Here is a 22999-nt window from a genome sequence, read left to right on the forward strand (position 1 = left end):
AAGCCGGATTCACCATGTCCCTGAACGAACTCGCCGACCTGCCGGAAAAGCTGCGCCTCGCGCTGCCCTTCTCACGCTATCTGAAGCAGATGCTGCAAAGCCGCAGCTGGTTGGCCGATCAACTTGCCGCACATCTGGATGCCCCACTGGATACCGAGACGATGAGCGCCTTCATCGATCCGGGCGCGCTCGACCGCGACAGCATGCGCGCCGCCCTGCGCCGGTTGCGCACCTGGGTGCTATGCCATCTGGCGGTGCGCGATCTGGCCGGCGATGCCGATCTGGCCGAAGTCACCGAAACCATGAGCGCCTTTGCCGACCTGGCGGTGCGCGTTGCCCATGATGTCGAACGCGAGGCACTGATCGCGCGCCACGGCAAGCCGGCGGCGCCCGGCGGCTGGGAGCAGGAGCTGCTGGTGGTGGGCATGGGCAAGCTCGGCGGCCGCGAGCTGAACGTGTCTTCCGACATCGACCTGATCTTCGTCTACCCGGAGGACGGCGACACCGGCGGCGACAAGGTGATCAGCAACTTCGAGTTTTTCGAGCGCCTCGGCAAGCGCATCATCCAGGCACTGGCCGAGGTCACCGAACATGGCCAGGTGTTCCGGGTGGACATGCGGCTGCGACCCAACGGCGACTCCGGGCCGCTGGTATGCAGTTTCGACATGCTGGAGAACTACTTCATCGCCCAGGGCCGCGAGTGGGAGCGCTATGCCTGGATCAAGGCGCGGGTCATGCTGGGCAAGCGTTTCGAACAACTCGATGCCATCACCCGCCCCTTCGTCTTCCGCAAGTATCTCGACTTCGGCGCGATCAACGCCATGCGCGACCTGCATGCCCAGATCCGCCGCGAGGTGGCGCGCAAGGACCGCGCCCACAACATCAAGCTCGGCCCCGGCGGCATCCGCGAGATCGAGTTCATCGCCCAGGTGTTCCAATTGATCCGCGGCGGACGCGAACGCAGCCTGCAGATCAAGCCGACGCAAAAGGTGCTCGACCTCCTGGCCGAGCAGGGCGTGCTCGCCCCCGAGGTGGTCGACGCGCTCAAGCGGGCCTATGTCTTCCTGCGCCGGCTGGAGCATCGCCTGCAGTATCTCGACGACGCCCAGACGCACGATCTGCCCGAGCAGGTCGACGAGCAAGCCCTGATCGCCGGCGCCATGGGCTTCGCCGACTACCCGGCGCTGCGCGCCGAGCTCGACCGTCATCGTGCCGAAGTCAGCCGGCACTTCGAAATGGTTTTCGGCGATCCGGACGAAGAAGGTCACGAACTCGATGCCGTGTGGCTCGAGGCCGAAGACATCGCCACCCTCGTACCGCTGCTCGAAAAGCTCAAGTATGCCGAGCCGGAAACCTCGGCCCGGCGCCTGCAGAGCCTGCATCGCGGCACCCGCTATCAGCAGCTGCCGCCCAAGATCAAGAGCCGCTTCGACGCGCTGGTGCCGCGCGTGGTCGAGACCGCCGCCGAGGCCGCGAACCCCGACGACACGCTGTCGCGTTGCCTCGATCTGCTCGACGCCATCGGTGGGCGCGGCGCCTACCTGGCCATGCTCCAGCAATATCCGCAGGCCTTGCACAAGGTCGGCGAACTGGTCTCCGCCTCGCGCTGGGCAGCCCAGTACCTGGCCCGCCATCCGATCCTGCTCGACGAATTGCTCGATGCGCGCCAGCTCAACAGCAAGCCCGACTGGCCCGCCTTCGCCGCCGATCTGCGCCGCCAGTGCGACGACATTGAGCCGGACATGGAACGGCAGATGGACCTGATGCGCGAGCAGCATCACACCCAGGCCTTCCGCCTGCTGACCCAGGACCTGGCCGGCGTGCTCACCGTCGAAGCGCTGTCCGACCACCTCTCGGCGCTGGCCGACGCCCTGCTCGACATCACCGTCCCGCTGTGCTGGCGCAAACTGCGCCGCCGCCACCGTGACGACGCGCCGGCCTTCGCCATCGTCAGCTATGGCAAGCTCGGCGGCAAGGAGTTGGGCTACGCGTCGGACCTGGACATCGTCTTTCTCTACGACGACCCGCACCCCGAGGCGGCCGAGCACTATTCACGCCTGGCCCAGCGCATCAACACCTGGCTGTCCAGCCAGACCGCGGCCGGCCAGCTCTTCGAGACCGACCTGCGCCTGCGCCCGAACGGCGACGCCGGGCTCCTGGTGTGCAGCATCGACGCCTTCCGCAAATACCAGCTCGAATCGGCCTGGCGCTGGGAGCACCAGGCCCTCACCCGGGCCCGCTTCTCGGCCGGCGACACCCGCGTCGGCGACGCCTTCGAAGCCATCCGCATCGAGGTGCTGCGTCAGCCGCGCGAGCTCGCCCCTCTGCGCGAAGACGTCCTCGCCATGCGCAAGAAGATGATGGACGCGCACAGCAACAAGAGCGGCCTGTTCAACCTCAAGCATGATCGCGGCGGGCTGGTCGACGTCGAGTTCATCGTCCAGTACCTGGTGCTCGCGCATGCCCACCAGCATCCGCAACTGACCGGCAACCTCGGCAACATCGCCCTGCTGCGCATCGCCGGCGAGCTCGGCCTGATCCCACCCGACCTGGCGCGGCGCAGCGGCGACACCTACCGCGAATTCCGCCGCCTGCAACACCGCCAACGCCTCAACGGCCTGCGCGTGGAAGTGCCGCACGAATCGGTCGGCGCCCATCGCGATGCGGTGCGCGCGCTGTGGTCGCTGGTGCTGGAGACGCCGGCAGGGGGCACAGCCCCCCAGTGAGCGGTTTCCGGCGCCGTGAACACGGAATCGAAGAAACCGGAAAACACCCCTTCGATGGCTGCGATGCCGCTCCGCTGAGCGCTTCCTTCAGCCACTGAAGGGCATCGCCCGATGGCGAGGCCTTGATCTGACGGAGCGTCGAACGGACATCAACACGCGGGTTTGGCCTCGGTGCAGTATTCGATTTCCGGGAGCACCAGTTCCCATGAGGAACACTTCACTCTCCCCTGCTCGCGCTCCCTGGCCTGACGCACCAGGACGGCTGCCACTCGCACGGCCACAATCGCACCCGCCGGTGGATTGAATTTCGACGACATCCGCCCGACCGCCATGCCGGCTGTTTCCGCGATCTCCCAGCCTTCACTTCCGTTGCTGCGACGCCGGAGCGTCAGCGGACTGCCGACGTCCAGCGCCGCCAGCGCGCGATGAATCGGGGCGCCAGGGACGAAGTAGCCAGGCCAGGAGAGGACCACCTTCTCGGGGTCTGCGCACCACACGCGATGCGTCATGCCAGGCTCGGGAGGCTTCGCCTCCGGGCGGGACCTGAGCACCAATCCATCCATGGCTGAAACAAAGGGATGCTGCCCACCGATGACCGCACAGAGCGTCAGCGAGCACCTCGCCCGGGTCATGGCAACGTAATAGAGGCGGCGCTCGTCGTCGTCACGCCCCTGCCAGCCGCCTCCGTCCAGAATCAGGACATGCTCGAATTCAAGCCCCTTGGCACGGTGGGCCGTCGTCAGTACGAGCGGCGCATTGGGGCGCGGATCACTCGCCGGCTTTCCAGCGGCGCCGAAGTCATACAGTGCCTCGATGACGTCATCCACCACCAGTTCTCGCCCTGGCGCAGCGGACTCGGTGTCGACGATGAATTGCGCCAACGCGGCGCGATAGGGGTGACGAATCAGTCCGTCCAGCGCCATCCGGAAGCGCCAACGGAACCAGCGCGAGAGCGCGCCGCTGCGAATCAGTACGCGGCGGCGCCGGATCCTGCGGTGCTCGCCACGCAGAAGCATCCCGAGGGCGTTCCCCTCTCGCGTGGCATGCAGGCTGATCTGTCCCGCATCGCGCTGCATGTGCACCGGCACGGCACGCAGCCGACACAAGGCAGCGAGCGGCTCGAGGTCCTCCCAGCGTCGTGCGATAACGGCAAAGCGCCCCCATTGGCTCGAGCCCCCGCTCGTCAGCAAAGCGTGCAGCCGCTGCAGCTCCGCAAAGGCGATCTGCGCCTCTTGATCGGTGTTTCGCGGCACCTCGAGGACATGGACGCGCCCCTCGGTGAGCGGATCACGTTCGGCCTGTTCGCCGCCGTCCGGCTGCTGGCGGCGGGCATGGTCCACGCGGATTTCCTGCGCGGCCTTCATGCGCTCGCGGGCTTGGGCAATGACACGATTGGCGCACTGGATGATGTGCCGGGTCGAGCGATAGTTCTCGACGAGCGCATACCGGCGCGCGGCATAGTCGGTGTCGAACTGGCGAATGTAGCGCACATTGGCGCCATCGAAAGCATAGATATTCTGGTCGTCGTCACCCACGACCATCAGCGAGACGCGGTCTTCCTCAGTTTTCAGGGCCCGCCCGGCAACGGCGCTGATCAGCTCATAGTGATCGCCATTGATGTCCTGGTACTCATCAACCAGGAGAAAGCGCAGCCCGGCAAGCAGTCGGTCCCGCTCGATGGATGGCGCCATGTCCGCTTCGCTTGCGTCGCCCGGATCGGGGGCTTCTGCGGCCCGCAGCAGCTGTGTCGCCCGCCGAATGACTTCGCTGAAATCCACCGCTTCGCCACGCTCGATGGCCACGGCGTAGCTGGTTCCTGTCAGCCGCATGGCCAGGCCGTGCAGGGTCTGGATCGTCACCCCGGCGGCGTCCGCACCGATCAGGGCCCACAGCCGGCGACGAATTTCATTGGCCGCCGAGCGATTGTAGGCAAGGACCATCACCGCTTGGGGCAGCACCATGCACTCGCGCAGCAGCCATGCGACGCGATGGACGATGACGCGCGTCTTTCCCGCCCCCGGGCCCGCCAGCACCAGGTGATTGCCTTCAAGTGGTGCAGCGACAATTGCCTGCTGCTCGGGATTGGCCAGATCGGTCAGAATGCGGCGGTGGGCGGCCTCGGTGGTCGCCATCTCCAGGACGTCCTTCCGGCCGGCAAAATACCGGCGAATGAACTCGCCCCGGTCCAGGCTGAAGTAGTCGACGATGAATGCCATCGCGGCCTGGATCTTGCTGACGGCGAGCTTGGCGTACTCGGCCATCACATGCACCTGGACGATCTTGTCCTTGTAGTGCAGCGCAAGCTCGGCGTAGTCGGATTTCTTGAACTGGCGACGCCGCGCCTCGGCATTGAGGGCGATGCTCATCGCGGAACGGAACACGGCCTTGCCTCGCGCCAGATGCAACACCTCGTTGGCGTCCAGATACAGCAGTGCCGAAGACAGCGCGATGTCCCATTTGCCCGTCGCAATGTCGGCCAGCGAGACGTCGGCCTGAAGCGCGCTTTCGAGCTCGCCCTGTTTGCAGGTCACCAGGAGCGTGTTCCCTTGACGCCTTTTGTGGAACTCCGCCACCAGCGCCCGTGCCAGGCGCATTCTTCGTTCGCGGATGATATCGATCTCACGCCAGCTGCGCAGCAGCTTGATGAGGCGGCTGTCGTGGGTTCGCGGTCGCAGTGCAAAAACACTGCGGTTGGCCTCGCCGTCGCCAAAAGGTTCAGCAAAGGATTTGAGCAGGCGGGTGAGCCGGTCGGGGTCGAACTCGACCTGGGTGTCGCGTCGCAAGGTGTCGCACAGACGGCGGACATCGAGGATCTGCCAGCCCTCTTCGTCCGCATCGGGCGCTTCTTCGCGCAAACGCCCGATCAGGGCATCTTCGATGCGCCCCAGCTCAGCGAGCCGTTGCGCCGTATCCGGGTCACGGTAAAACGTGATACCGATTTCCGTATCGTTCGATAGCAGCTTCCATCGATCCAGTTCGCGCAGCATGTTCCGGATCGTGCGCGAGTCTTGCCCGGTCGCCAGTATCAGCTCATCGGTGGACACGCCTTCGTCATCTTCTGCCTGAATGAGCACGGAGAGTATTTTCAGATAGGGATCGATATCCGTACCGGCACCCAGCTTCTGCCGCAGAATTGCGCACGCCTCTTCTTCGTTCGCCACCAGCAGGCTCCCGGGGAAGACCCGGGTGTGATTTTCGTGGCGCTCCAGCAATCGCGCCTCTTCCAGCCACGCCACGGCAATGCGCACCTTGGTATCCGAGTCGCTGGCGTCCGGGTCAAGTCGATGCGCGTCGGGTATTTCCAGCAAGATCTCGCCGCTGGTCACGACGACCTCGCCATCACTGCGATCTTTGCGCTCGATCGAGCGCAAAGCCTTGAGAATCGCACCAATGTCGTGCTGGCTGAGCCGGGCGTTCTTCAGTAGCCGGAACTGCACCTCCAGATCGGCTTCGTCATACAGCAGGATGCCTCGCGCGGGCGCCTGGTCCCGCCCCGCACGGCCCGCCTCCTGGAGGTAGTTCTCGAGCGAGCCCGGCGTATCGAGGTGGATGACCAGGCGCACATCGGGTTTGTCCACACCCATACCAAAGGCATTGGTCGCAGCGATGACGCGCAAGGCCCCCGCGAGAAAGGCTTCCTGCACGGCCCGCTTCTCGGCGGGCATCATGCCACCATGGAAATGCCCGCAGGGCAGGCCGGCGTCCTTCAGGAACTGTGCAATTTCCTCCACGGTCTTCTGGCGCGCACAAAAGACAATTGCCCCGCCGTCTTCACGCAAGGCCTCCTGCAGCAGGCGCAGCACCTCGCCATACTTGGCCGGCGTCGGTACGAAGCGAACCTCATAGCTCAGGTTGTCGCGACTGACCCCGCCTTCGAGCCGCTCGAGCTGGACCCCGAGCCTTTTGTCGAAGTGCGCACAGATGTCGTCGACCACATCGGGTTTGGCGGTCGCGGTAAAGCAATGGACCGGTGACGGGTCATCTTTCTGAGCCGCACGGATGAATCGCGACACGTAGAGGTAGTCGGGGCGGAAATCATGGCCCCACTTGGACAGGCAATGCGCCTCGTCGAACACCCAGGCACCGATCTGGCGATGCTTGAGGGCATTGGCGAACGCCGTACTCCGAAACTGCTCGGGCGCAACGAAAATCAAGCCCAGATCGCCCAGCCGCAATTTGTCGAGCATCGCTTGGCGTTCCATTGGATTGAGCAGGCTATTGAGATAACCGGCGCAGGTCACCCCTCGCGCTTCAAGGTTGTCGACCTGATCCTTCATGAGCGACTGCAGGGGTGAAACCACCACGGTCAGGCTGCCGTTGCGGTAGAAGCGCGCAAGCGCCGGCAGTTGGAAACAGAGCGACTTACCGCCTCCGGTCGGCAGGATGGCCAGTGTCGGCCGACCGGCAAATCCATTTTCAACAATGGCGCGCTGCAAGGAGCGACCATCCGCCGCCGCAGGCGTAGTCCGAAACTGCGTGATACCCGGGAAATAGCGCGGCAACAGCGCCTCGAGGTCATGCTGCTCGCGGCACCACGTGCAATCCGGATCAGGACATGGTGTATCGCGCAGCACCGAAACCGCTTCGCGAACCCTGGGAAAATTCAGCTGAACCCACGGCGGCAAGACGGAGTTTCCGCCCGCAACGCGCAACCACGCCAGTACGTAGGCGAGCGGCTTGTGCCAGCACGGATCAGGCAAACATTGCTCGACCACGCGACGCAGGCCAGTGATACACACCTTGCCTGCCGTGGCACGCTGCCAGGCTGCAACCGCCTCACTCAGCGACGGTTTCAAGGCCCGGCGCAGGGTGGCAAAGAAGTTCGCCACCCCCTTTCCGCTCTCCGGTGCCAGCAAGAAATGCAAGCAGAGCGCCTCATCGGGATGCTCGGCAACCCGCTGCTGAAGCGCCTCGCTCTGATCAAGGAAGAGTTCATACGCCAACTCGGCGTCGCGCACCGGATCGTTGCGCGTCGTGGTACACAGCTTGTAATCCTTGACCAGGCGATGATAAGGATTCTGCGGGAAGGCGACGGGCGAGAGTTCGAGCGTGTCGACCAACGGCAGGCGATGAAGCGCAAGCCCCGGGTGCAAAGCGGCAAGCGCGGGTTGATCGAAGGCAACGACATTGTGACCGAGCACAAAGGCGGCGCCTTCGGTCATTGCATCCAGCCTGGGCGCAAGATCGGGCGCCTTTGCCGAAAGTCTCAGTCGCGCATCAAGATCGGGGCGAAACACACCCAGTTCTTTCAGGGTCAACCGGTCCAGGCGCGCAGTTTCAATGTCGAGACACAAACACCGTGCGCGGGGCGCAGCAGATGTACCCACCATGAATGACCTAAGGATACAGAGACGCCATGAATTGTATCCATTAATTCAGGGCAACCAACCTGGCTTTTTCAGGCAGCCCGGCAGAAATTCGGGAGAACCGAGAAACGCGGGTGGAGGCTTTTGCTCACTGTATCGGTCATCCGCGATGGACTCATCCGGATCAGAGCTTCACCTCCGATCTAGGACAAGCAGCGGTGCAAAACGCGTGCTGCCACAATGTCACGCTTTCGCGAAATGAAGGCAGGCGGATCAGATCAGATCGATCACGCTGACGGGCAAGCGACACGCACGAAGGCAAACAGGTAAGAAGGGATGATTGATTCGCGGCCTGGGCAGTCCTGTAAGAGAGACAGGGCGCGCGGAAACGGCGCACAAACAAAAAACCGCCAAACAGGCGGTTTTTTGGAAAATGCTTTGGTCGGGGAAAGAGGATTCGAACCTCCGGCCCCTGCGTCCCGAACGCAGTGCTCTACCAGGCTGAGCTATTCCCCGACGAATTTTGCAGCTGGGAAAGATCAGTGATCTCTCTCAACTGCAAAGTCCGATAATTCTAGCAGACGATCTTTGAAAAGGGAAGGCGGAAGCACGCTCAAAGCGTCGATCGCCAGTTGCGATTCGCGCCGCGCGTAGTCGCGCGTGGCGTCCAGCGCGCCGGTGGCCAGGATGGCGGCGTGGATGTCGGCAAAGGCCTCGCGGCCGCCCTCTTCGATCGCCTGGCGCACCAGGGCCGCCTGGGCGGGGGTGCCGTGCTGCATCACGTGGATCAGCGGCAGGGTCGGCTTGCCTTCGGCCAGGTCGTCCCCCAGGTGCTTGCCTGTCGCCGCTTCGGCGCCGGAGTAGTCGAGCACATCGTCGATCAGTTGAAAGGCCGTGCCCAGGTGCATGCCGAACACACCGAGCCGGGCTTCGACCTCGGGCGTGGCGCCGCCGAGGATGCCGCCGAGCCGGGCCGCGGCCTCGAACAGCTTGGCGGTCTTGTAGCGGATCACGCGCAGGTAGGCGTCGACCGACACGTCGGCATCATGGCAATTGAGCAATTGCAGCACTTCGCCTTCGGCGATGGTGTTGGTCGCGTCGGCCAGCACTTCCATGATGTGCATGTCGCCGACCGAGACCATCATCTGGAAGGCCCGCGAATACAGGAAGTCGCCGACCAGCACCGAGGCGGCGTTGCCGAACAGGGCGTTGGCGGTTTTTGCGCCGCGGCGCAGGGAGGATTCGTCGACCACGTCGTCATGCAGCAGCGTGGCGGTGTGGATGAACTCGACGACAGTCGCCAGTTCATGATGGGCCGTGCCCTGATAGCCCAGTGCCCGCGCGGTGAACAGCACCAGGGCGGGGCGCAGGCGTTTGCCACCGCTGTTGATGATGTATTCGGCGATCTGCCGGATCAACACCACGTCGGAATGCAGGCGCTGGCGTATGACTTGATTCACCGCCGCCATGTCGTCGGCGATCGGGGCGAAAAGATGCTGGGCAGACAAGATGGGGCCGCGACGAACAGGAAAAGGGCGATGGTATGAGGGGGACACCAGAGCGTCAAGCGGGAGGATCAAGGCGCCCCAGGAGAATTGCCGGTTTATCCGGGAAAACGGTCGGGCCAGTCAGTGATCAGGGCATCCAGGCCGTCGTCCAGCGCCCGGCGCCCGGCGCTCGCCTCGTTTTCGGTATAGATCGCCAGGCCAAGGCCGGCGTGATGGACGCTGGCGATCAAGGCTTGGGTCAGGCAGCCGCGCTCGACCACCAGCGCGACGCAGCCCAGGCGCCGGGCCTGGGCCAGGCTGTCGGGGCCGACCGTCTCCAGCAGCAGGGCCCGGGGCAGATGCGGCGCCGCCGCAGCGGCGGCCTCGAGCGCGGCGATGGAGAAGGACGACAGCAGCGGCGGCACGGCGGCCGTCTCGGGCCAGGCGCGGGCCGTCCATTGGGCCACGGTGCGACCGGTCGCGACATCGGCGCCGGTCGACGGTTTGATCTCGACGTTGGCCGCGATCCCCAGGCGCAGGCAGGTGGCGAGCGCCATGTCGAGGCGGGGCACGCGGTCTTGCGACACTCGGCCGTCGCGCGTGCGCAGCGCCGTGGCGGCCAGCGTCGTCCAGGGCGTGGCGTCGACCCGGCCGGCACCCATCGTGGTCCGGTCGAGGGTTTCGTCATGCATCAGCACCGGCGTGCCGCAGGCGGTCAGCATGGCGTCGAATTCGGCCGCCCGGCAGCCGATCGCGTGGGCGCGGAGCAGCCCTTCGATCGAATTTTCCGGCGCGAGCATGCCGCCGCAGCGGTGCGCGATCACCGCCGGCCACGGCCAGCGGTGATCGGCCGGGGTGCTCACAATCCGCCGCCGGTGCGCGCCACGGCGTTGTCGAGGGCCTGCTTGGCGGGTTGGCGATCCGCCCACACGCCGTCGAGCTCTTCTTCGAGGATGCTGCGCACACGCGCCTGCCGCGGCAGTTCGGAGGCCGCCGCAGTCAAGGTCGAGCCCACGCTGAGCTGCTTGCGGGCCACCAGCAGGTTGGGTTGATCCTCGGCGATACCGCCTTCGGCCACGCCGCCTTTTTCGTCGAGCGGCAGGTAGCCGGTGCCACGCTGCCAGGCCAGCTGGTTTTCCGGCTTGAGCAGGAAGCGCACAAAGCGGGCCGCCACCTGGTAGTCGGCGCGCTTCTTGCCCTTGGCGACCCAGAGCGTGGGGCCGTCGGCGAGGGTAGCGCCGACCCCGCCCGGGAAGTCGTCGTAAAAGGGCAGTTCGCCGACGCCGACATCAAAGGCCGCCGCCTGACGCAGCGCCGGCCAGTCGGCCGACTCGGCGGCGATCACGGCGCATTCGCCGCGCGCAAAACGCGCGGCGGGCTCGCCGCCCGCGCCATACAGATGCAGATAGCGGGCACGCACCCAGCTGGCCATGAGCGCAATATGGCGGATCTGCAGCATGCCGTTGACCGTCAGCTGTTCGGCACGCCCGACGCGCCGGGTGAGGGCCACGTTCTGGCGCGCGCTGACGTTGTCCACCATCACCCAGCTGGGCCGCGACACGGTGTAGGGGCAGGCATGGCCGGCATCGAAGAGCTTGCCCAGCGCTTCTTGCAGCGAACGCCAGGTGCGCGGCGGCGCGTTGGGATCCAGCCCGGCCTCTTCGAAGGCGCGCCGGTTGATGAACAGCACCGGGGTGTGCAAGCCGACCGGCAGGGCCACGCGGCGCCCGCGCGAATCGAGGGTGTCACGATCGTAGGCGGTCAGCCCGCGGTCACGCGCGAGACTCAGGCCGGCATCGGCCATGACTTGATACAGCGGGCGGAACGCGCCGCGCTGGCGCAGCGTCCGCTCGGCCTCGCCCTGGACGATCCGGATGGCCGCGCTGTCGGCTGCTGCCGGGTCGTCCACCACGCGCACCTGCCCCTTGGCATCCGTGGCGTTGAAGCGCTCGACCAGCGCCGCCAGTTGCTGCGCCCGGGTCGGGTCGAAACCATGCGACAGAGTCACCACATGAGGCTCGCCCGCCGCCTGCGCCGCCGTTGCCGAGGCCAGGGTGGCGACGAGCGCCGTTCGCCAAAGTCTTGAAAAACACCGCATCGCCATCCTCTCTCTTCAGGCCAGCGAGCCGCCGTCGGCGACCCCTTCATTATTGGTGCACCCTACGGCAATCCTCAAGATTTCTTCAGGGGCGACGATATCTTTCATCGTCAGTCCCAACCCTGTGGCCGCCATGATGATTCGATCCGCCGCTCTCGCCCTTGTGATAGCCACCACGCTTTCGGCGTGCGAACAGGTCGGCATTCCCGACCCGGTCAAAGAGGCGGCCCGCGCCCAGGCCGAAGGCGAAGCCATCGGCAGCGCCTGCCGCCACGCCGGCCGTGCACTGGAGGACTGCTTCACGCTCAACCCGAGAGCCTCCAAGGCCGATATTTTTACCGGGTGGCGGAATATGAACGACTACATGATCGAAAACAAGATCGACATCGTGCCGCCCACCCTGGGCGAAGCCGCCGCCACCTCGCCGGCCGAAGCCGCCACCGACACCAGTCCCCGCGAAACGGAATCCTTCTCGCCGCGACCGCGCCCCCGCTCCTGAGCGGGTCGCCCGGTCGAGACGCCCGCCGCCGCGCCACCTCAGGGCTGCACGGACACCAGTGACGACTGCCCGTAGCGGGCCCGCCACCAGCGCACGAAGGCGTCGATGCTCATCGGCCGGGCCACGAAATAGCCTTGCAAGCGGTCGCAGCCCAACTCGCTCAGGCAGGCGGCCTGCGCTGCCGTCTCGACCCCTTCGGCCACCACCCGCAGACGGAAGGCCTGCGCCAGCACCAGCAAGGCTTCAACCATGGCCCGATCCTTCGGATCCGAGCACACGCCGGCGACGAACTGGCGATCGATCTTGAGCTCGTCGACCGGCAAGCGCCGCAGATGCGACAGCGAGGAGTAGCCGGTTCCGAAATCGTCCAGCGCAACGGTATAGCCGGCCTCGCGCAATGATGTGACGACTTTGGCCACCGCCGGCTCATTGACCAGCAACGCCCCTTCGGTGAGCTCGAAACCGACCCGCGCGGCGGGTACGCGCCAGTTGGCCAGCGACTGGCGCACCAGCTCGGGCAGATCCGGGTCGCGCACATCCTGGGCCGTGAGGTTCAACATTACCGACACCGCCACCCCGGCGCGCGCCAGCTCGTCGACGACTCGGGCCTGACGGGACAGCAAGGCGCGAACCAGCTGCCCCCCGGCGCCGGCGCGCTCGGCCAACTCGATGATGGCCGGCGGCGCGACCCAGTCACCATCGGCCCGGCGCCAGCGCAGCAAGGCCTCGACGCTGTGACAGGCACCGCTGCCCACCTCGATCTGCGGCTGCAGAAACAGGTCGAAATGCTGCATGGCCAGCGCCCGCAGGAACTCCCGCTCGAGACTCGACGCGTCCCGCGACAGCTGCGCCACCTCGGGGCAATACATGGCCACCGGCTGGCGCGCATCGCGTGCGGCAAACAAGGCGTTGCGCGCGGCGCGCTCGAGCGCGGCGGCATCGGCCGCATCGCGCGGCCCGCAGGCTCCGCCGGCCGTGGCGTCGACATGCCAGCCGACACAGATTGGCGCCGCCGCGGTCAGGGCCACTTCGCGCATCTTGTGGGCGGCCAGCAGCACCTGGGCGGAGGTCCTTACCGCACACTGGACCAGCGACCATTCGTCTTCGCCGGTGAGGCACAACACATCGCCGTCGCGCATGACGGTGGCCAGTTGCTGGCTGACCGCACGCTGCAAGCGCTCGCGGTCGCCGGCCAGCATCACGGCGGCGTCGCTGCCGATCTGCAGGCTGAGCACCACCAGCCCGGCCGGCCAGTCGTCGCTGGCCACGCCGAGGGCGGCATCCAGCACCTGCTCGAAACGCAGGCGATTGGGCAGCCCGGTGTGCGCGTCGAGCAGCGAGAAGGCCTTGACCCGCTCGCGCTCGCGCAGCAGCGTCACCTCGGACAGATAGGCCGCCACGGCCCACACCGCGCGCACCAGGCCGGTCAGCAAGTCCATCTCGAGCTGGAACACCTCGGCCCGCCCGCCCACCAGGCGATCCCGGCAGGCCGACAGCAGCGCCCCGCAGGCGGCCCACGGGAAGTGGTCCGAGACGCCGCACGCCAGGCAGTGCGCCCAGCGCTCGGCGAGCCGGTTGAACCAGTCGGCGTCGCCTTGCCACTGGCAGATATTGAGCAGTTCGTCGCAAAAGGCCGCTTCGGCGTCGGCAGCCGCCGGGTCGACCGGCGCGCCCGCCCGTGCCAGGAAGGCCGTGCAGAAATCCGCCTGCAGCAGATCCCGGCCGATCACCCGCCCGAAAGCGCGTATGGCGGCGCGGTCTTCGGGCTTGAAGCCTTGCTGCGACAGCCGACGTAGCAGCTCGGCCTCGCTGAGCGCGGCCGGGCTGGCGGCTTCCAGGCGATTGCCCGCGTTCATCCGAGGTAAAACTCCTTGGGGTCGATGCCATAGGCGCCAGGCGGCAGGGCCTTGCTGATCGCGTATTCCGTGCCGTCCGGCGCCAGCGGGTCGTAGAGCAGATCGAGCGTCGGCGGATGGGAATTCGGGGAATGGTCGGGCGCCAGCAGCACCAGCACGCGCGGGCGCAATCGACGCACCTGGTTCTGCGCAATGACCACCGCCACCTCGCCGGTATTCAGCGCCACCAGCGTGCCGACCGGATACAGGCCGATGCACTGGATGAAGGTGTCGACCACCGTCTCGGAGAAGTCGCGGTTGCGCATGGCGTTGATCTGTTCGAGCGCGGTCTGCGGGCTGAGCGCATCGCCCCACGGCTTCTCGCGCGTCATCGCACAATAGGCATCGACCAGCCCGGCCATCTCGCCATAGCGGCCGATCGCATCGCCCGCCAGCCCGGCCGGGTAGCCCGAGCCGTCATAGCGCTCATGGTGGCGCGCAACGATCTCGAGCAACTCAGGCGAACCGTCCGGCGTGTCTTTCAGGATGGCCAGCGAGTAGTCGACATGGGTCTGGAAGATCTGCCGTTCGAGCGGCGTGATCTGGCCGGATTTTTTGAGCAGGCGCGGCGGCAGCCTGACCTTGCCGATGTCCTGCATCAGCCCGACCACGCCGAGCAGCGTCATCTCGGCGGCCGACATGCCCACCGAGCGGGCGAACACCATCAGCAGCACGCTGACATCCAGCGCATGGTCGTAGGCGTACTGGTCGGTTCGCTTGAGTCGGGTGAGCCACAACAGGGCGTCGGGATTGCGCACCACGCTGTGCATCATGTCTTCGACGTTGGCGCGCACCCGCTCCATGTCCGGGCGCAGATTGCGCTGGACGTCGGCGACCAGTTGCTCGATCGTGCCCTGCGCCGACTGATAGGCCGGCGCAGCGACGATCAACTCATCCTCGACCGCGACCGATTCGATCCACACCGTGGCATCGGGGCCGGCACGCGCATGCTCGTCGACCGTCTGCGCCGCGGCTTCGTCGCCATCGGCCGGTGCGGCAGCGTGGTAGGGCGCGGGCGCCTCCTCCCGGGCCAGCCAGCGCGACAGCCGCGAGCGCCATCCTTCGTGCGGCGCGGGCGGGGTGTCGTCAATCGGCACATCGGGCAGGTCATGCGCGGCCGGTTCGGCATCCACCGGCGCCGCCATGGGATGGTCCCGCAACTCGGCCGGCGGCTCGCCACCCTTGCGCAACCAGCGCAGCACGGCGACGAAATCATGGCGCGGACGCAGCGTGGTGCTGCGCCCGGCGATGCGCGCCGAGCCGGCCAGACTGTCGCCCACGGTCGACGCCACCGATTCGCGCTGCGGCGCGCGGTAATGCACGCCGGCGCTGCGCTGCCAATCCACGCAAACGAAGCGGCACAAGGCCTTGAGCTTGGCCAGCGTGTCCGCGTCTTCGATCAGGAAGCCCTGGATCAAGAAGGGCGAATCGAGCCAGGGCCGATCCAGCTCGGCCACGAACATGCCGATTTCCAGGTCCGTCGCGGCGACAATCTCTTTCACAAAAGCGGCTTCCTCGGCTCCGGCCGTATCACGGCGCGGGGTTACTCCATTGCAGGTGGACCGCATCGATGGCGGCCAGCTCGGACTCTGACAGCGTCATATCGGCCGCGGCGAGGTTTTCCTTTAGCTGTTCGAGCGAGGTCGCACCGATGATGGTGCTGTCGACGAACCAGCGACCAGTCACGAAGGCCAGCGCCAACGCCGCCGGTGAATGGCCGAATTCCGCTGCCAGCTTGGCGTAGGCGGCCACCGCCGGTGCCACCGAGGGCTTGTCGTAGCGCTGACCGAAACCGGGAAACTCGGTCAGCCGCCCGGCCGCCCTGGGGTCGGCCAGATACTTGCCCGAGAGCAGCCCGAAGGCCAGCGGCGAATAGGCCAGCAGGCTCACCTGTGCCCGAGCGCACAACTCGGCCATGCCGTATTCGAAGACCCGGTTGAGCAGGTTGTAGGCGTTCTGCACCGAGACGATGCAGGGCAGATCGTGCTCGCGCGCCAGACGCAGAAACTCGGTCACGCCCCACGGATGCTCGTTCGACAGACCGACATAGCGCACCTTGCCGGCCTTGACCAACCCCGACAAGGCCTCGAGCTGCGCACGGATCGGCGTGCACTCGCGTTCGCGCGCCGGGTCGTACTGCCACTGGCCGAACATCGGCTGATTGCGCTCCGGCCAATGCAGTTGGTACAGATCGACATAGTCGGTCTGCAGCCGCGACAGGCTCCCCTCGATGGCGGCCTGGAGGTTGGCCGCGTCGAGCGCCGTCGGCCCGCCGCGGATCCAGTTGAGCGCACGTGCCGGGCCGGCTACCTTGGTGGCCAGCACGATCCGGTCGCGGGGCTGGCGGCGCAGCCAGCTGCCGACGATGCGCTCGCTCGCACCATAGGTTTCCGCCCGCGCCGGCACCGCGTACATCTCGGCCGTGTCGATGAAATTGACACCGGCGTCGCGCGCCAGATCGAGCTGAGCATGGGCCTCGCGCTCGGTGTTCTGCTGGCCGAAGGTCATCGTTCCCAGGCACACCCGGGAGACCTCCAGGGCGCTGCTGCCCAACCGTCGATACTGCATGGCGCTGACTCTCCTCTTGGTTCCGGGCCCGGCATGGCGGGCCGCCGCGGATGCCAGTATTATCCGGCCATCCCGCCGAACTGTCCCGCCCCAAGGCCCCCATGACGCTTCCCGCCGCTTCTGCCCTGCTCGTCCAATGCCGCCCGGGCTTCGAAAAAGAAGCCGCCGCCGAGCTCGACGAGCGCGCGGTTCTTGCCAGCATATCCGGGCACAGCCGCGCGAGCGAACGTGACGGTTACGTGATGTTTCATCTCGACGAGCCCATGCCCTGGTCGGAACTGCAGGCCGCGCTCAACTGGCGCGACCTGGTCTTTGCCCGCCAGGCGTGGCCGGTCATCGCCCATATCGCCGCCCTGCCCGATCGCGACCGGGTGACGCCGATCGTCGAGGCGCTCGGCGCCGCCCGCGCCCGCGTTTCGGGCGTCATGTTCGAATACCCGGACACCAACGACGGCAAGAGCCGCTCGGGCTTCTGCAAGCGCTTCGCCGGCCCGCTCGACAACGGCTTGGCCGAGGCCGGCCTGCTGCGCCCCACCGGCCGCGACCCGCAGCTTCAGCTGTTTTTCCCCGACGCCTCGCAGGTGTGGATCGGCCTGGGCTCGCCCCGGCTGACCAATCCCTGGCCACAAGGCATCGCCCGGCTGCGCATGCCCTCCGAGGCGCCCAGCCGCTCGACGCTCAAGCTGGCCGAAGCGCTGATGTGCCTGCTCGACGAGACCGAGCGCGAGCGCTGGCTGCGCCCCCAGGGCAAGGCGGTCGACCTCGGTGCGGCGCCCGGCGGCTGGAGCTGGCAGCTGGCCCAGCGCGGCCTGTATGTCACGGCCATCGACAACGGCCCGATGGACCCGCGCCTGCTGGCCGGCGGCATGGTCACCCATGTGCGCGCCGACGGCTTCACCTGGCGCCCGCCGCGCACCATCGACTGGCTGGTCTGCGACATGGTCGAGCAGCCGACCCGCATCGCCACGCTGATGGCCGACTGGAGCCTGCACAAGCGCTGCCGCCATGCCATCTTCAACCTCAAGCTGCCGATGAAGCAGCGCTACCGGGCCTTGATGCAGTGCCAGGACATCATCGAGCAAAAGCTCGACGGCATCCCCTACACCCTGCGCCTCAAGCAGCTCTACCACGATCGCGAAGAGGTCACCGGCTACCTTGGTCGGGCCGATCTGCGTTGATCACCGAAACGACATCGCAACGCGCTATAATCCTTTGTTTTCTCACCTATTGAGGCGCTGCGCGCCCGCCCAGGACACTGACCGCCTATGACTTTTGCCGACCTCGGCCTGATGCCGGAACTGCTGCGCGCCGTTGAAGACGCCGGTTACTCGGAGCCGACGCCCATCCAGCGCGAGGCCATTCCGATCGTGCTGTCGGGCCAGGACGTGATGGGCGGCGCGCAAACCGGCACCGGCAAAACCGCCAGTTTCACGCTCCCGCTGCTGCAGCGCCTGGCCCCGCATGCCAGCACCAGCACCTCGCCCGCCCGCCATCCGGTGCGCGCGCTGATCCTGGCGCCGACCCGCGAGTTGGCCATGCAGGTGCACGAATCGGTGCTCACCTACAGCCGTCACCTGCCGCTACGCGCCACCTGCATCTACGGCGGCGTCGACATGCGCGCCCAGACCCAGGTCCTGCGCGACGGCGTCGAGATCGTGGTGGCCACCCCCGGCCGCCTGCTCGACCATGTCCAGCAACGCAGCATCCAGCTCAACCAGGTCAAGATGCTGGTGCTCGACGAAGCCGACCGCATGCTCGACATGGGCTTCATCCCCGACATCCGCCGCATCCTCTCGCTGCTGCCCAACCAGCGCCAGAGCCTGCTGTTCTCGGCCACCTTCTCCAACGAGATCAAGAAGCTGGCCGACCAGATGCTCAACGAGCCGCAGCTGATCGAAGTGGCCCGCCGCAACATGGTCAGCGAGACCATCGAGCACCAGGTCTACCCGGTCGAGTCCAGCCGCAAGCGCGACCTGCTGGTGCATCTGCTCAAGACCAGCATCGACGCGCAGGTGCTGGTCTTCGTCGACACAAAGTTCGGCTGCAGCCGCCTCACCCACTACCTCAACCGCTGCGACATTCCGGCCGACGCCATCCATGGCGACAAGAGCCAGCAACAGCGCACCGAGGCGCTCGAAGGCTTCAAGAACGGCACCACCCGCGTACTCATCGCCACCGACGTGGCCGCCCGCGGCCTGGACATCGACGACCTGCCCTATGTGGTCAACTACGTCCTGCCCAACACCTCCGAAGACTATGTGCACCGCATCGGCCGCACCGGCCGTGCCGGCAAGAAGGGCAAGGCCATCTCGCTGGTGGCGCCCGAAGACCGCCACAACCTGGCCGACATCGAAAAGCTGATCAAGCTGAAGATCCCCGTCCATACGGTCGACGACTTCCAGGTCGCGCCGACGCACGAGCGCGAGGAACGCGGCGCGCGCCGGGGCCGCAGCGACGAGGGCAGCCCCCGCCGCAGCCGTGACGAGGACCGCCCGTCGCGCCCGCGCAGCGAGCGCACCCGCAGCCCGGCACGCACCAAATCCACCGTGGCCGCCGACGGCTTCGACTACGCCAAGCCCTACGAAGCGTCCGACGCGCCCAAGGCCTCGGCCAGCAAACCCGAGGTGCCGTCGCGCCGCAACCGTCCGGTCGCCTTCCTGCTCGGCGGCATCGGCCGCAAAGCCTGAGCACGCGCGCCGTTGGCGCGTTTCGCCCCCGCCGCCGCATCGGCGGGCGGCGCTTGAAACGAACGAACAGAGGGGGAAACCCCCTGCATTCAACGTCAAGATTCGCCGGTCCGGGTCGATATGATGGTGAGCATTCCGATCACCACCGTTCAGGCTGCCGATGGAACTGGCTCCCGTGCCCCGAGAATCCGACGATTTCTTCGTCCCCGATCTGACCGAAGGGGCCGAAGCCGGCTTGTACCTCTCGCTCTTCGAGTTGATGAACGAGGGGCTGATCATTGCCAGCGACGAGACCATCCTGGAGGTCAACAGCGCCGTCTGCCGACTGATGGAGCGCAGCTATCGCGACCTGGCCGGCCAGCCCTTGTCCTCCCTGTTTCCGAACGAACGCGCCTTCCTCAAGGCCCGCGGCGCCCTGTTCATCCAGGGCGAGATGCGCGGCAGCCTGCGGGTCAGCCTGCCCGGCGGGCGTGAGCGCGACCTGAGCTATGTGGCCGCCGCGCGCATCCGCCCCGGCGTCCATGCCCTGATCCTCAGCCCCGACCCGGTCACCGGCCTGACGCCCGGCGGCCAACGCGCCACCGACACCGTCTGGCCGCGCCTGGCCGCCGCGCTCGACCAGCCTGCGCTGGTGCTCGACGCACGCGGCAAGATCATGGCCGCCAACGCCCCGGCACGGCGCCGCTTCGCCACCGGCGGCGGCGCCCTGACCGGCCTCGACCTGTCAGCGCTGTGCGCCGTGAGCGGCGCCTCGCACGAGTCCGGGCCGGTCACCGTCACGCCGGCCGACGGCGGCGCGCCCATGCTCGGCCGCTTGCTGGCCGGCCCGGAGCCGGGCTGGCAGGTGCTGCTGCTCAGCACCGTGACGTCGGCGGCCCCCGTCGCCCCGGCGCCGCCGGCAGTGGTCGCACCGAGCCTCCGCCCCACCGACCTTGACCTGTTCGGCACCAACGCCCGCGCCGTGATCGTCACCGACGCGGACCACCGGATCCAGTCCGTCAACCCCGCCTTCTCGGCCCTGACCGGGATCGACGCGGCGCAGCTCGTCGGCCAGCCCCTGTCCGCCGCCGCCAGCGGACGCCAGGACGCGGCCTTCTTTTCGCGACTCGAAGACAGCCTCGCCGACAGCGATGCCTGGCAGGGCGAATTCTGGTTGCGCAACCGCAAGGGCGAAGCCTTCCCCGAATGGCTCTCCTTCAACCGCGTGCGCGATGCCGAGGGCCGGCCGCTGGCCCACATCGGCTTGTTCAGCGACCTATCGGCCCGCAAGCAGGCCGAATCGCGCGCCGACTATCTGGCCAACCACGACGCGCTGACCGGGCTGCCCAAAGCGCACTTCATCGAAGCGCGCTTCAACGAACTGGCGCCCGGCGCACAGCGCCGCCAGCAACACCTTGCGCTGGTCTACCTCGACATCGACCAGTTCAAACAGATCAACCTGGCCCATGGCCATGCCGTGGGCGACCAGATCCTCCAGCAACTCGCCGGCCGGCTGCGCCAGTGCAGCCCCCGCATCCAGATCGCCCGCCCCGGCAGCGACCGTTTCCTGGCCCTGATCCACGGCGTGGAGCTGCTCAGCGAAGTCACCCGCGAGGCCAATGTGCTGCATGAAGCCGTGGGCGCGCCGTTCAAGGCCGGCGACGCCTCGGTCACGCTCAGCGCCAGTCTCGGCGCGGCCGTCTTCCCCGGCGACGGCGCCGGCTTCGCCGAGTTGTGCGCGCTTACCGCCACCGCGCTCGATCGCGCGCGCCTCGAAGGCCCCGGCGCCACCTGGTTCCACACCCATGAACTCAACACCGCCAGCTTCGAGCAGGCGGCACTCGAGCGTGCCCTGACCCATGCGGTGAGCCGCAACGAGCTGGAAATGCATTTTCAGCCGGTGGTCGACGCCGACACGGGCACCATCATCGCCGCCGAAGCCCTGCTGCGCTGGCGCCATCCCGACATGGGGCTGGTGCCGGCCCACCAGTTCCTGCCCGTCGCCCAAAGCGCCGGGCTGGATATCGAGATCGGGCAGCAGGCCCTGCGCATGGTCTGCGCCCATGCCGCCGAATGGCATGGGGCGGGGCTCGCGCTGCCGGTGTCCATCGGCGCCACCGAGCACATGCTGACCTACGGCCGGCTGCAGGAAACGCTGGTCGACGCTCTGCGCGACACCGGCCTGCCCGCCGAGGCCGTCGAGCTGAACCTGCCCGAAGCCTGCCTGCTGCGCGACCATGACGATCTGGTCAAGGCACTCTACGCCCTCGACAGCCTGGGCGTGCGCATCGCCATCACCGCTATCGGCGCCACGCCGCTGCCGCTGGGGCGGCTGCGCCAGCGCGCGGTGCATCGCCTCAAGCTCGACCGCTCGCTGATCCGCGAGCTGTCGCATGCCGACAACCAGTGTGTGCTGGCCGCCACGGTGGCTGCCGCCGAGGCTCTCGGCCTGAGTGTGCAGGGCGTCGGCGTCGAGTCGGCCGAGCAGCAGGCGGCACTGCAAGCGCTCGGCGTCGTGCGCCAGCAAGGCCGCCTCTTCGCCGCCCCGATGCCAGCCGACGATTTCGCCCAGTTGCTGTAATCGGGATAGGGGCGGCCAGATTACCTGACCGATCCCCTCCCACACCACCCGGCATGCGGGTCCGCACCGGGCGGTTCGAGCAGTTGAGGTCATGAGAGCCGAGGCACGCCGAGACGGTCGAAGTAGGCAATCGGCATCGCCCGATTCAGCGCGAAGCGGCTGTTGCACCACCATCGACGGCTGTTCACGGCGATCCGCTGGGCGTCGGTTCGCGATGCCCCCATTGCCAGCAACTCCCGGTATATCGTCACACCCCGACGCCAGTGCTTGAGCTGCAACGCGCGCAACCGGTGCCTGAGCCACTCGTCCAGTTCGCCGAACACCTTGGGTGTCTGCGCAAGCTGGAAGTAGGCCTTCCAGCCAGGCATGTAGGCCCGCAGTCGTTCGGCAACCTCCGGCAGGCTGCGCCCACCTGAGCGGCGCGTCATTTCCCGGATACGCTGTTTGAAGCTCTCCAGTGCCTTTCGGGCCACCGCACACTTGATCCGATCACCCGCACTGCGCCACAGCTCGTAGCCCAGAAACTTGCGACCGGTCGCCGGTGCGACCGCTGTCTTGGCCTCATTGACCTTCAGGTGGAGCCGCTCGTAGTACTTGCGCAGCCCCGCCAGCACCCGTTCGCCCGCCCGGCGACTGCGTACATACACGTTGCAGTCGTCGGCATAGCGCACGAAGCGGTGGCCACCGCGCTCCAGCGCCCGATCCACCTCGTCGAGCAGCACATTGGCCAACAGCGGCGACAGCGGCCCGCCTTGCGGCGTACCTTCGTAGCGCGCCATGGCCACCCCGCCATCCATGAGCCCGGCCACAAGGTAGCGACGGATCAGCCGAAGTACAGCACGGTCCGCAATTCGCCTCAATAGCCGTTCCATCAGAATGTCGTGATTGACCCGGTCGAAGAACTTCTCCAGATCCACATCGACCACCACCCGGTAGCCGTCCTGCACGTAGCGCTGCGCTTCGAGCACCGCGTCGTGCGCCCGGCGCCCAGGACGGAAGCCATGGCTGTGTTCGGAGAAGCTCGGATCAATGATGGGCTGCAACACTTGCAGCAGGGCTTGCTGGATCAGTCGATCCGTCACCGTCGGAATCCCCAGTTCGCGCACCCCACCACCGGATTTCGGGATCTGGACGCGCCGCACGGCGTGGGGCCGATAACTGCCATCCAGTAAG

At 66.9% G+C, this 22999-nt stretch carries 13 protein-coding genes and 1 tRNA gene; 5 read left to right on the top strand and 9 right to left on the bottom strand.

Going from position 1 to position 22999, the window contains the following annotated elements; all coding sequences use genetic code 11:
- The first annotated feature begins 14 nt into the window (after window positions 1-14).
- Window positions 15-2726, top strand: coding sequence for a bifunctional [glutamate--ammonia ligase]-adenylyl-L-tyrosine phosphorylase/[glutamate--ammonia-ligase] adenylyltransferase (gene glnE, locus I8J34_RS15170; protein WP_214362468.1), 2712 nt, complete (start codon window positions 15-17; stop codon window positions 2724-2726).
- Window positions 2727-2875: 149 nt separating this feature from the next.
- Here the strand turns inward: glnE and I8J34_RS15175 are convergent, their stop codons facing one another.
- The 5 genes from I8J34_RS15175 to I8J34_RS15195 all read right to left on the bottom strand — a co-directional run bounded on the left by I8J34_RS15175 (window position 2876) and on the right by I8J34_RS15195 (window position 11527).
- A complete protein-coding gene (locus tag I8J34_RS15175; protein ID WP_230411857.1) occupies window positions 2876-8020 on the bottom strand; it encodes a RecQ family ATP-dependent DNA helicase in 5145 nt (1714 codons plus the stop codon).
- Between the two features lie 451 nt (window positions 8021-8471).
- A tRNA-Pro gene (locus I8J34_RS15180) sits at window positions 8472-8548 on the bottom strand.
- Window positions 8549-8571: 23 nt separating this feature from the next.
- Entirely contained in the window at window positions 8572-9540 is a 969-nt protein-coding gene (gene ispB / locus I8J34_RS15185; RefSeq protein ID WP_214362470.1) for an octaprenyl diphosphate synthase, read from the bottom strand.
- 95 nt (window positions 9541-9635) lie between these two features.
- On the bottom strand, window positions 9636-10382 hold the full coding sequence (locus I8J34_RS15190) for a glycerophosphodiester phosphodiesterase family protein (protein ID WP_214362471.1): 747 nt from the start codon (window positions 10380-10382) through the stop codon (window positions 9636-9638).
- The gene (locus I8J34_RS15195) at window positions 10379-11527 is read right to left on the bottom strand and encodes an extracellular solute-binding protein (protein WP_214362472.1); all 1149 of its coding nucleotides are present in this window, start codon (window positions 11525-11527) and stop codon (window positions 10379-10381) included. Before I8J34_RS15195 ends, I8J34_RS15190 begins: the two co-directional genes overlap by 4 nt.
- A 46-nt stretch (window positions 11528-11573) precedes the next feature.
- Here I8J34_RS15195 and I8J34_RS15200 point away from each other — a divergent pair, with 46 nt between their 5' ends.
- Window positions 11574-12116 (top strand): hypothetical protein, encoded by a 543-nt coding sequence (locus tag I8J34_RS15200; protein WP_214362473.1) that lies wholly within the window; start codon window positions 11574-11576, stop codon window positions 12114-12116.
- A gap of 38 nt (window positions 12117-12154) precedes the next feature.
- On the opposite strand, the gene I8J34_RS15205 is transcribed toward I8J34_RS15200, so the two are convergent.
- From I8J34_RS15205 to I8J34_RS15215, 3 genes are read right to left on the bottom strand one after another with little or no spacing between them, the layout of a single operon-like run.
- Window positions 12155-13972 carry a bifunctional diguanylate cyclase/phosphodiesterase gene (locus tag I8J34_RS15205; RefSeq protein WP_214362474.1) on the bottom strand — a complete coding sequence of 606 codons (1818 nt, stop codon included), beginning with the start codon at window positions 13970-13972 and terminating at the stop codon, window positions 12155-12157.
- On the bottom strand, window positions 13969-15513 hold the full coding sequence (locus I8J34_RS15210; protein WP_230411858.1) for a cyclic di-GMP phosphodiesterase: 1545 nt from the start codon (window positions 15511-15513) through the stop codon (window positions 13969-13971). The genes I8J34_RS15205 and I8J34_RS15210 overlap by 4 nt, the downstream gene beginning before the upstream one ends.
- Window positions 15514-15541: 28 nt before the next feature.
- On the bottom strand, window positions 15542-16579 hold the full coding sequence (locus I8J34_RS15215; protein WP_214362476.1) for an aldo/keto reductase: 1038 nt from the start codon (window positions 16577-16579) through the stop codon (window positions 15542-15544).
- A gap of 101 nt (window positions 16580-16680) precedes the next feature.
- Here I8J34_RS15215 and rlmM point away from each other — a divergent pair, with 101 nt between their 5' ends.
- From rlmM to I8J34_RS15230, 3 genes are all read left to right on the top strand, one after another.
- Window positions 16681-17757, top strand: coding sequence for a 23S rRNA (cytidine(2498)-2'-O)-methyltransferase RlmM (rlmM, locus tag I8J34_RS15220; RefSeq protein ID WP_214362477.1), 1077 nt, complete (start codon window positions 16681-16683; stop codon window positions 17755-17757).
- An 87-nt stretch (window positions 17758-17844) separates the two neighbouring features.
- A complete protein-coding gene (locus tag I8J34_RS15225) occupies window positions 17845-19266 on the top strand; it encodes a DEAD/DEAH box helicase (RefSeq protein ID WP_214362478.1) in 1422 nt (473 codons plus the stop codon).
- Window positions 19267-19441: 175 nt separating this feature from the next.
- Window positions 19442-21826: a sensor domain-containing protein gene (locus I8J34_RS15230; RefSeq protein WP_214362479.1), complete on the top strand. Its 2385-nt coding sequence runs from the start codon at window positions 19442-19444 to the stop codon at window positions 21824-21826.
- Between the two features lie 89 nt (window positions 21827-21915).
- On the opposite strand, the gene ltrA is transcribed toward I8J34_RS15230, so the two are convergent.
- The coding region (gene ltrA, locus I8J34_RS15235) for a group II intron reverse transcriptase/maturase (protein WP_230411859.1) at window positions 21916-22999 on the bottom strand (1084 nt) is incomplete at its 5' end.

Origin of the sequence: Denitromonas iodatirespirans, from assembly GCF_018524365.1 — a bacterium.
Lineage (GTDB): Bacteria > Pseudomonadota > Gammaproteobacteria > Burkholderiales > Rhodocyclaceae > Nitrogeniibacter > Nitrogeniibacter iodatirespirans.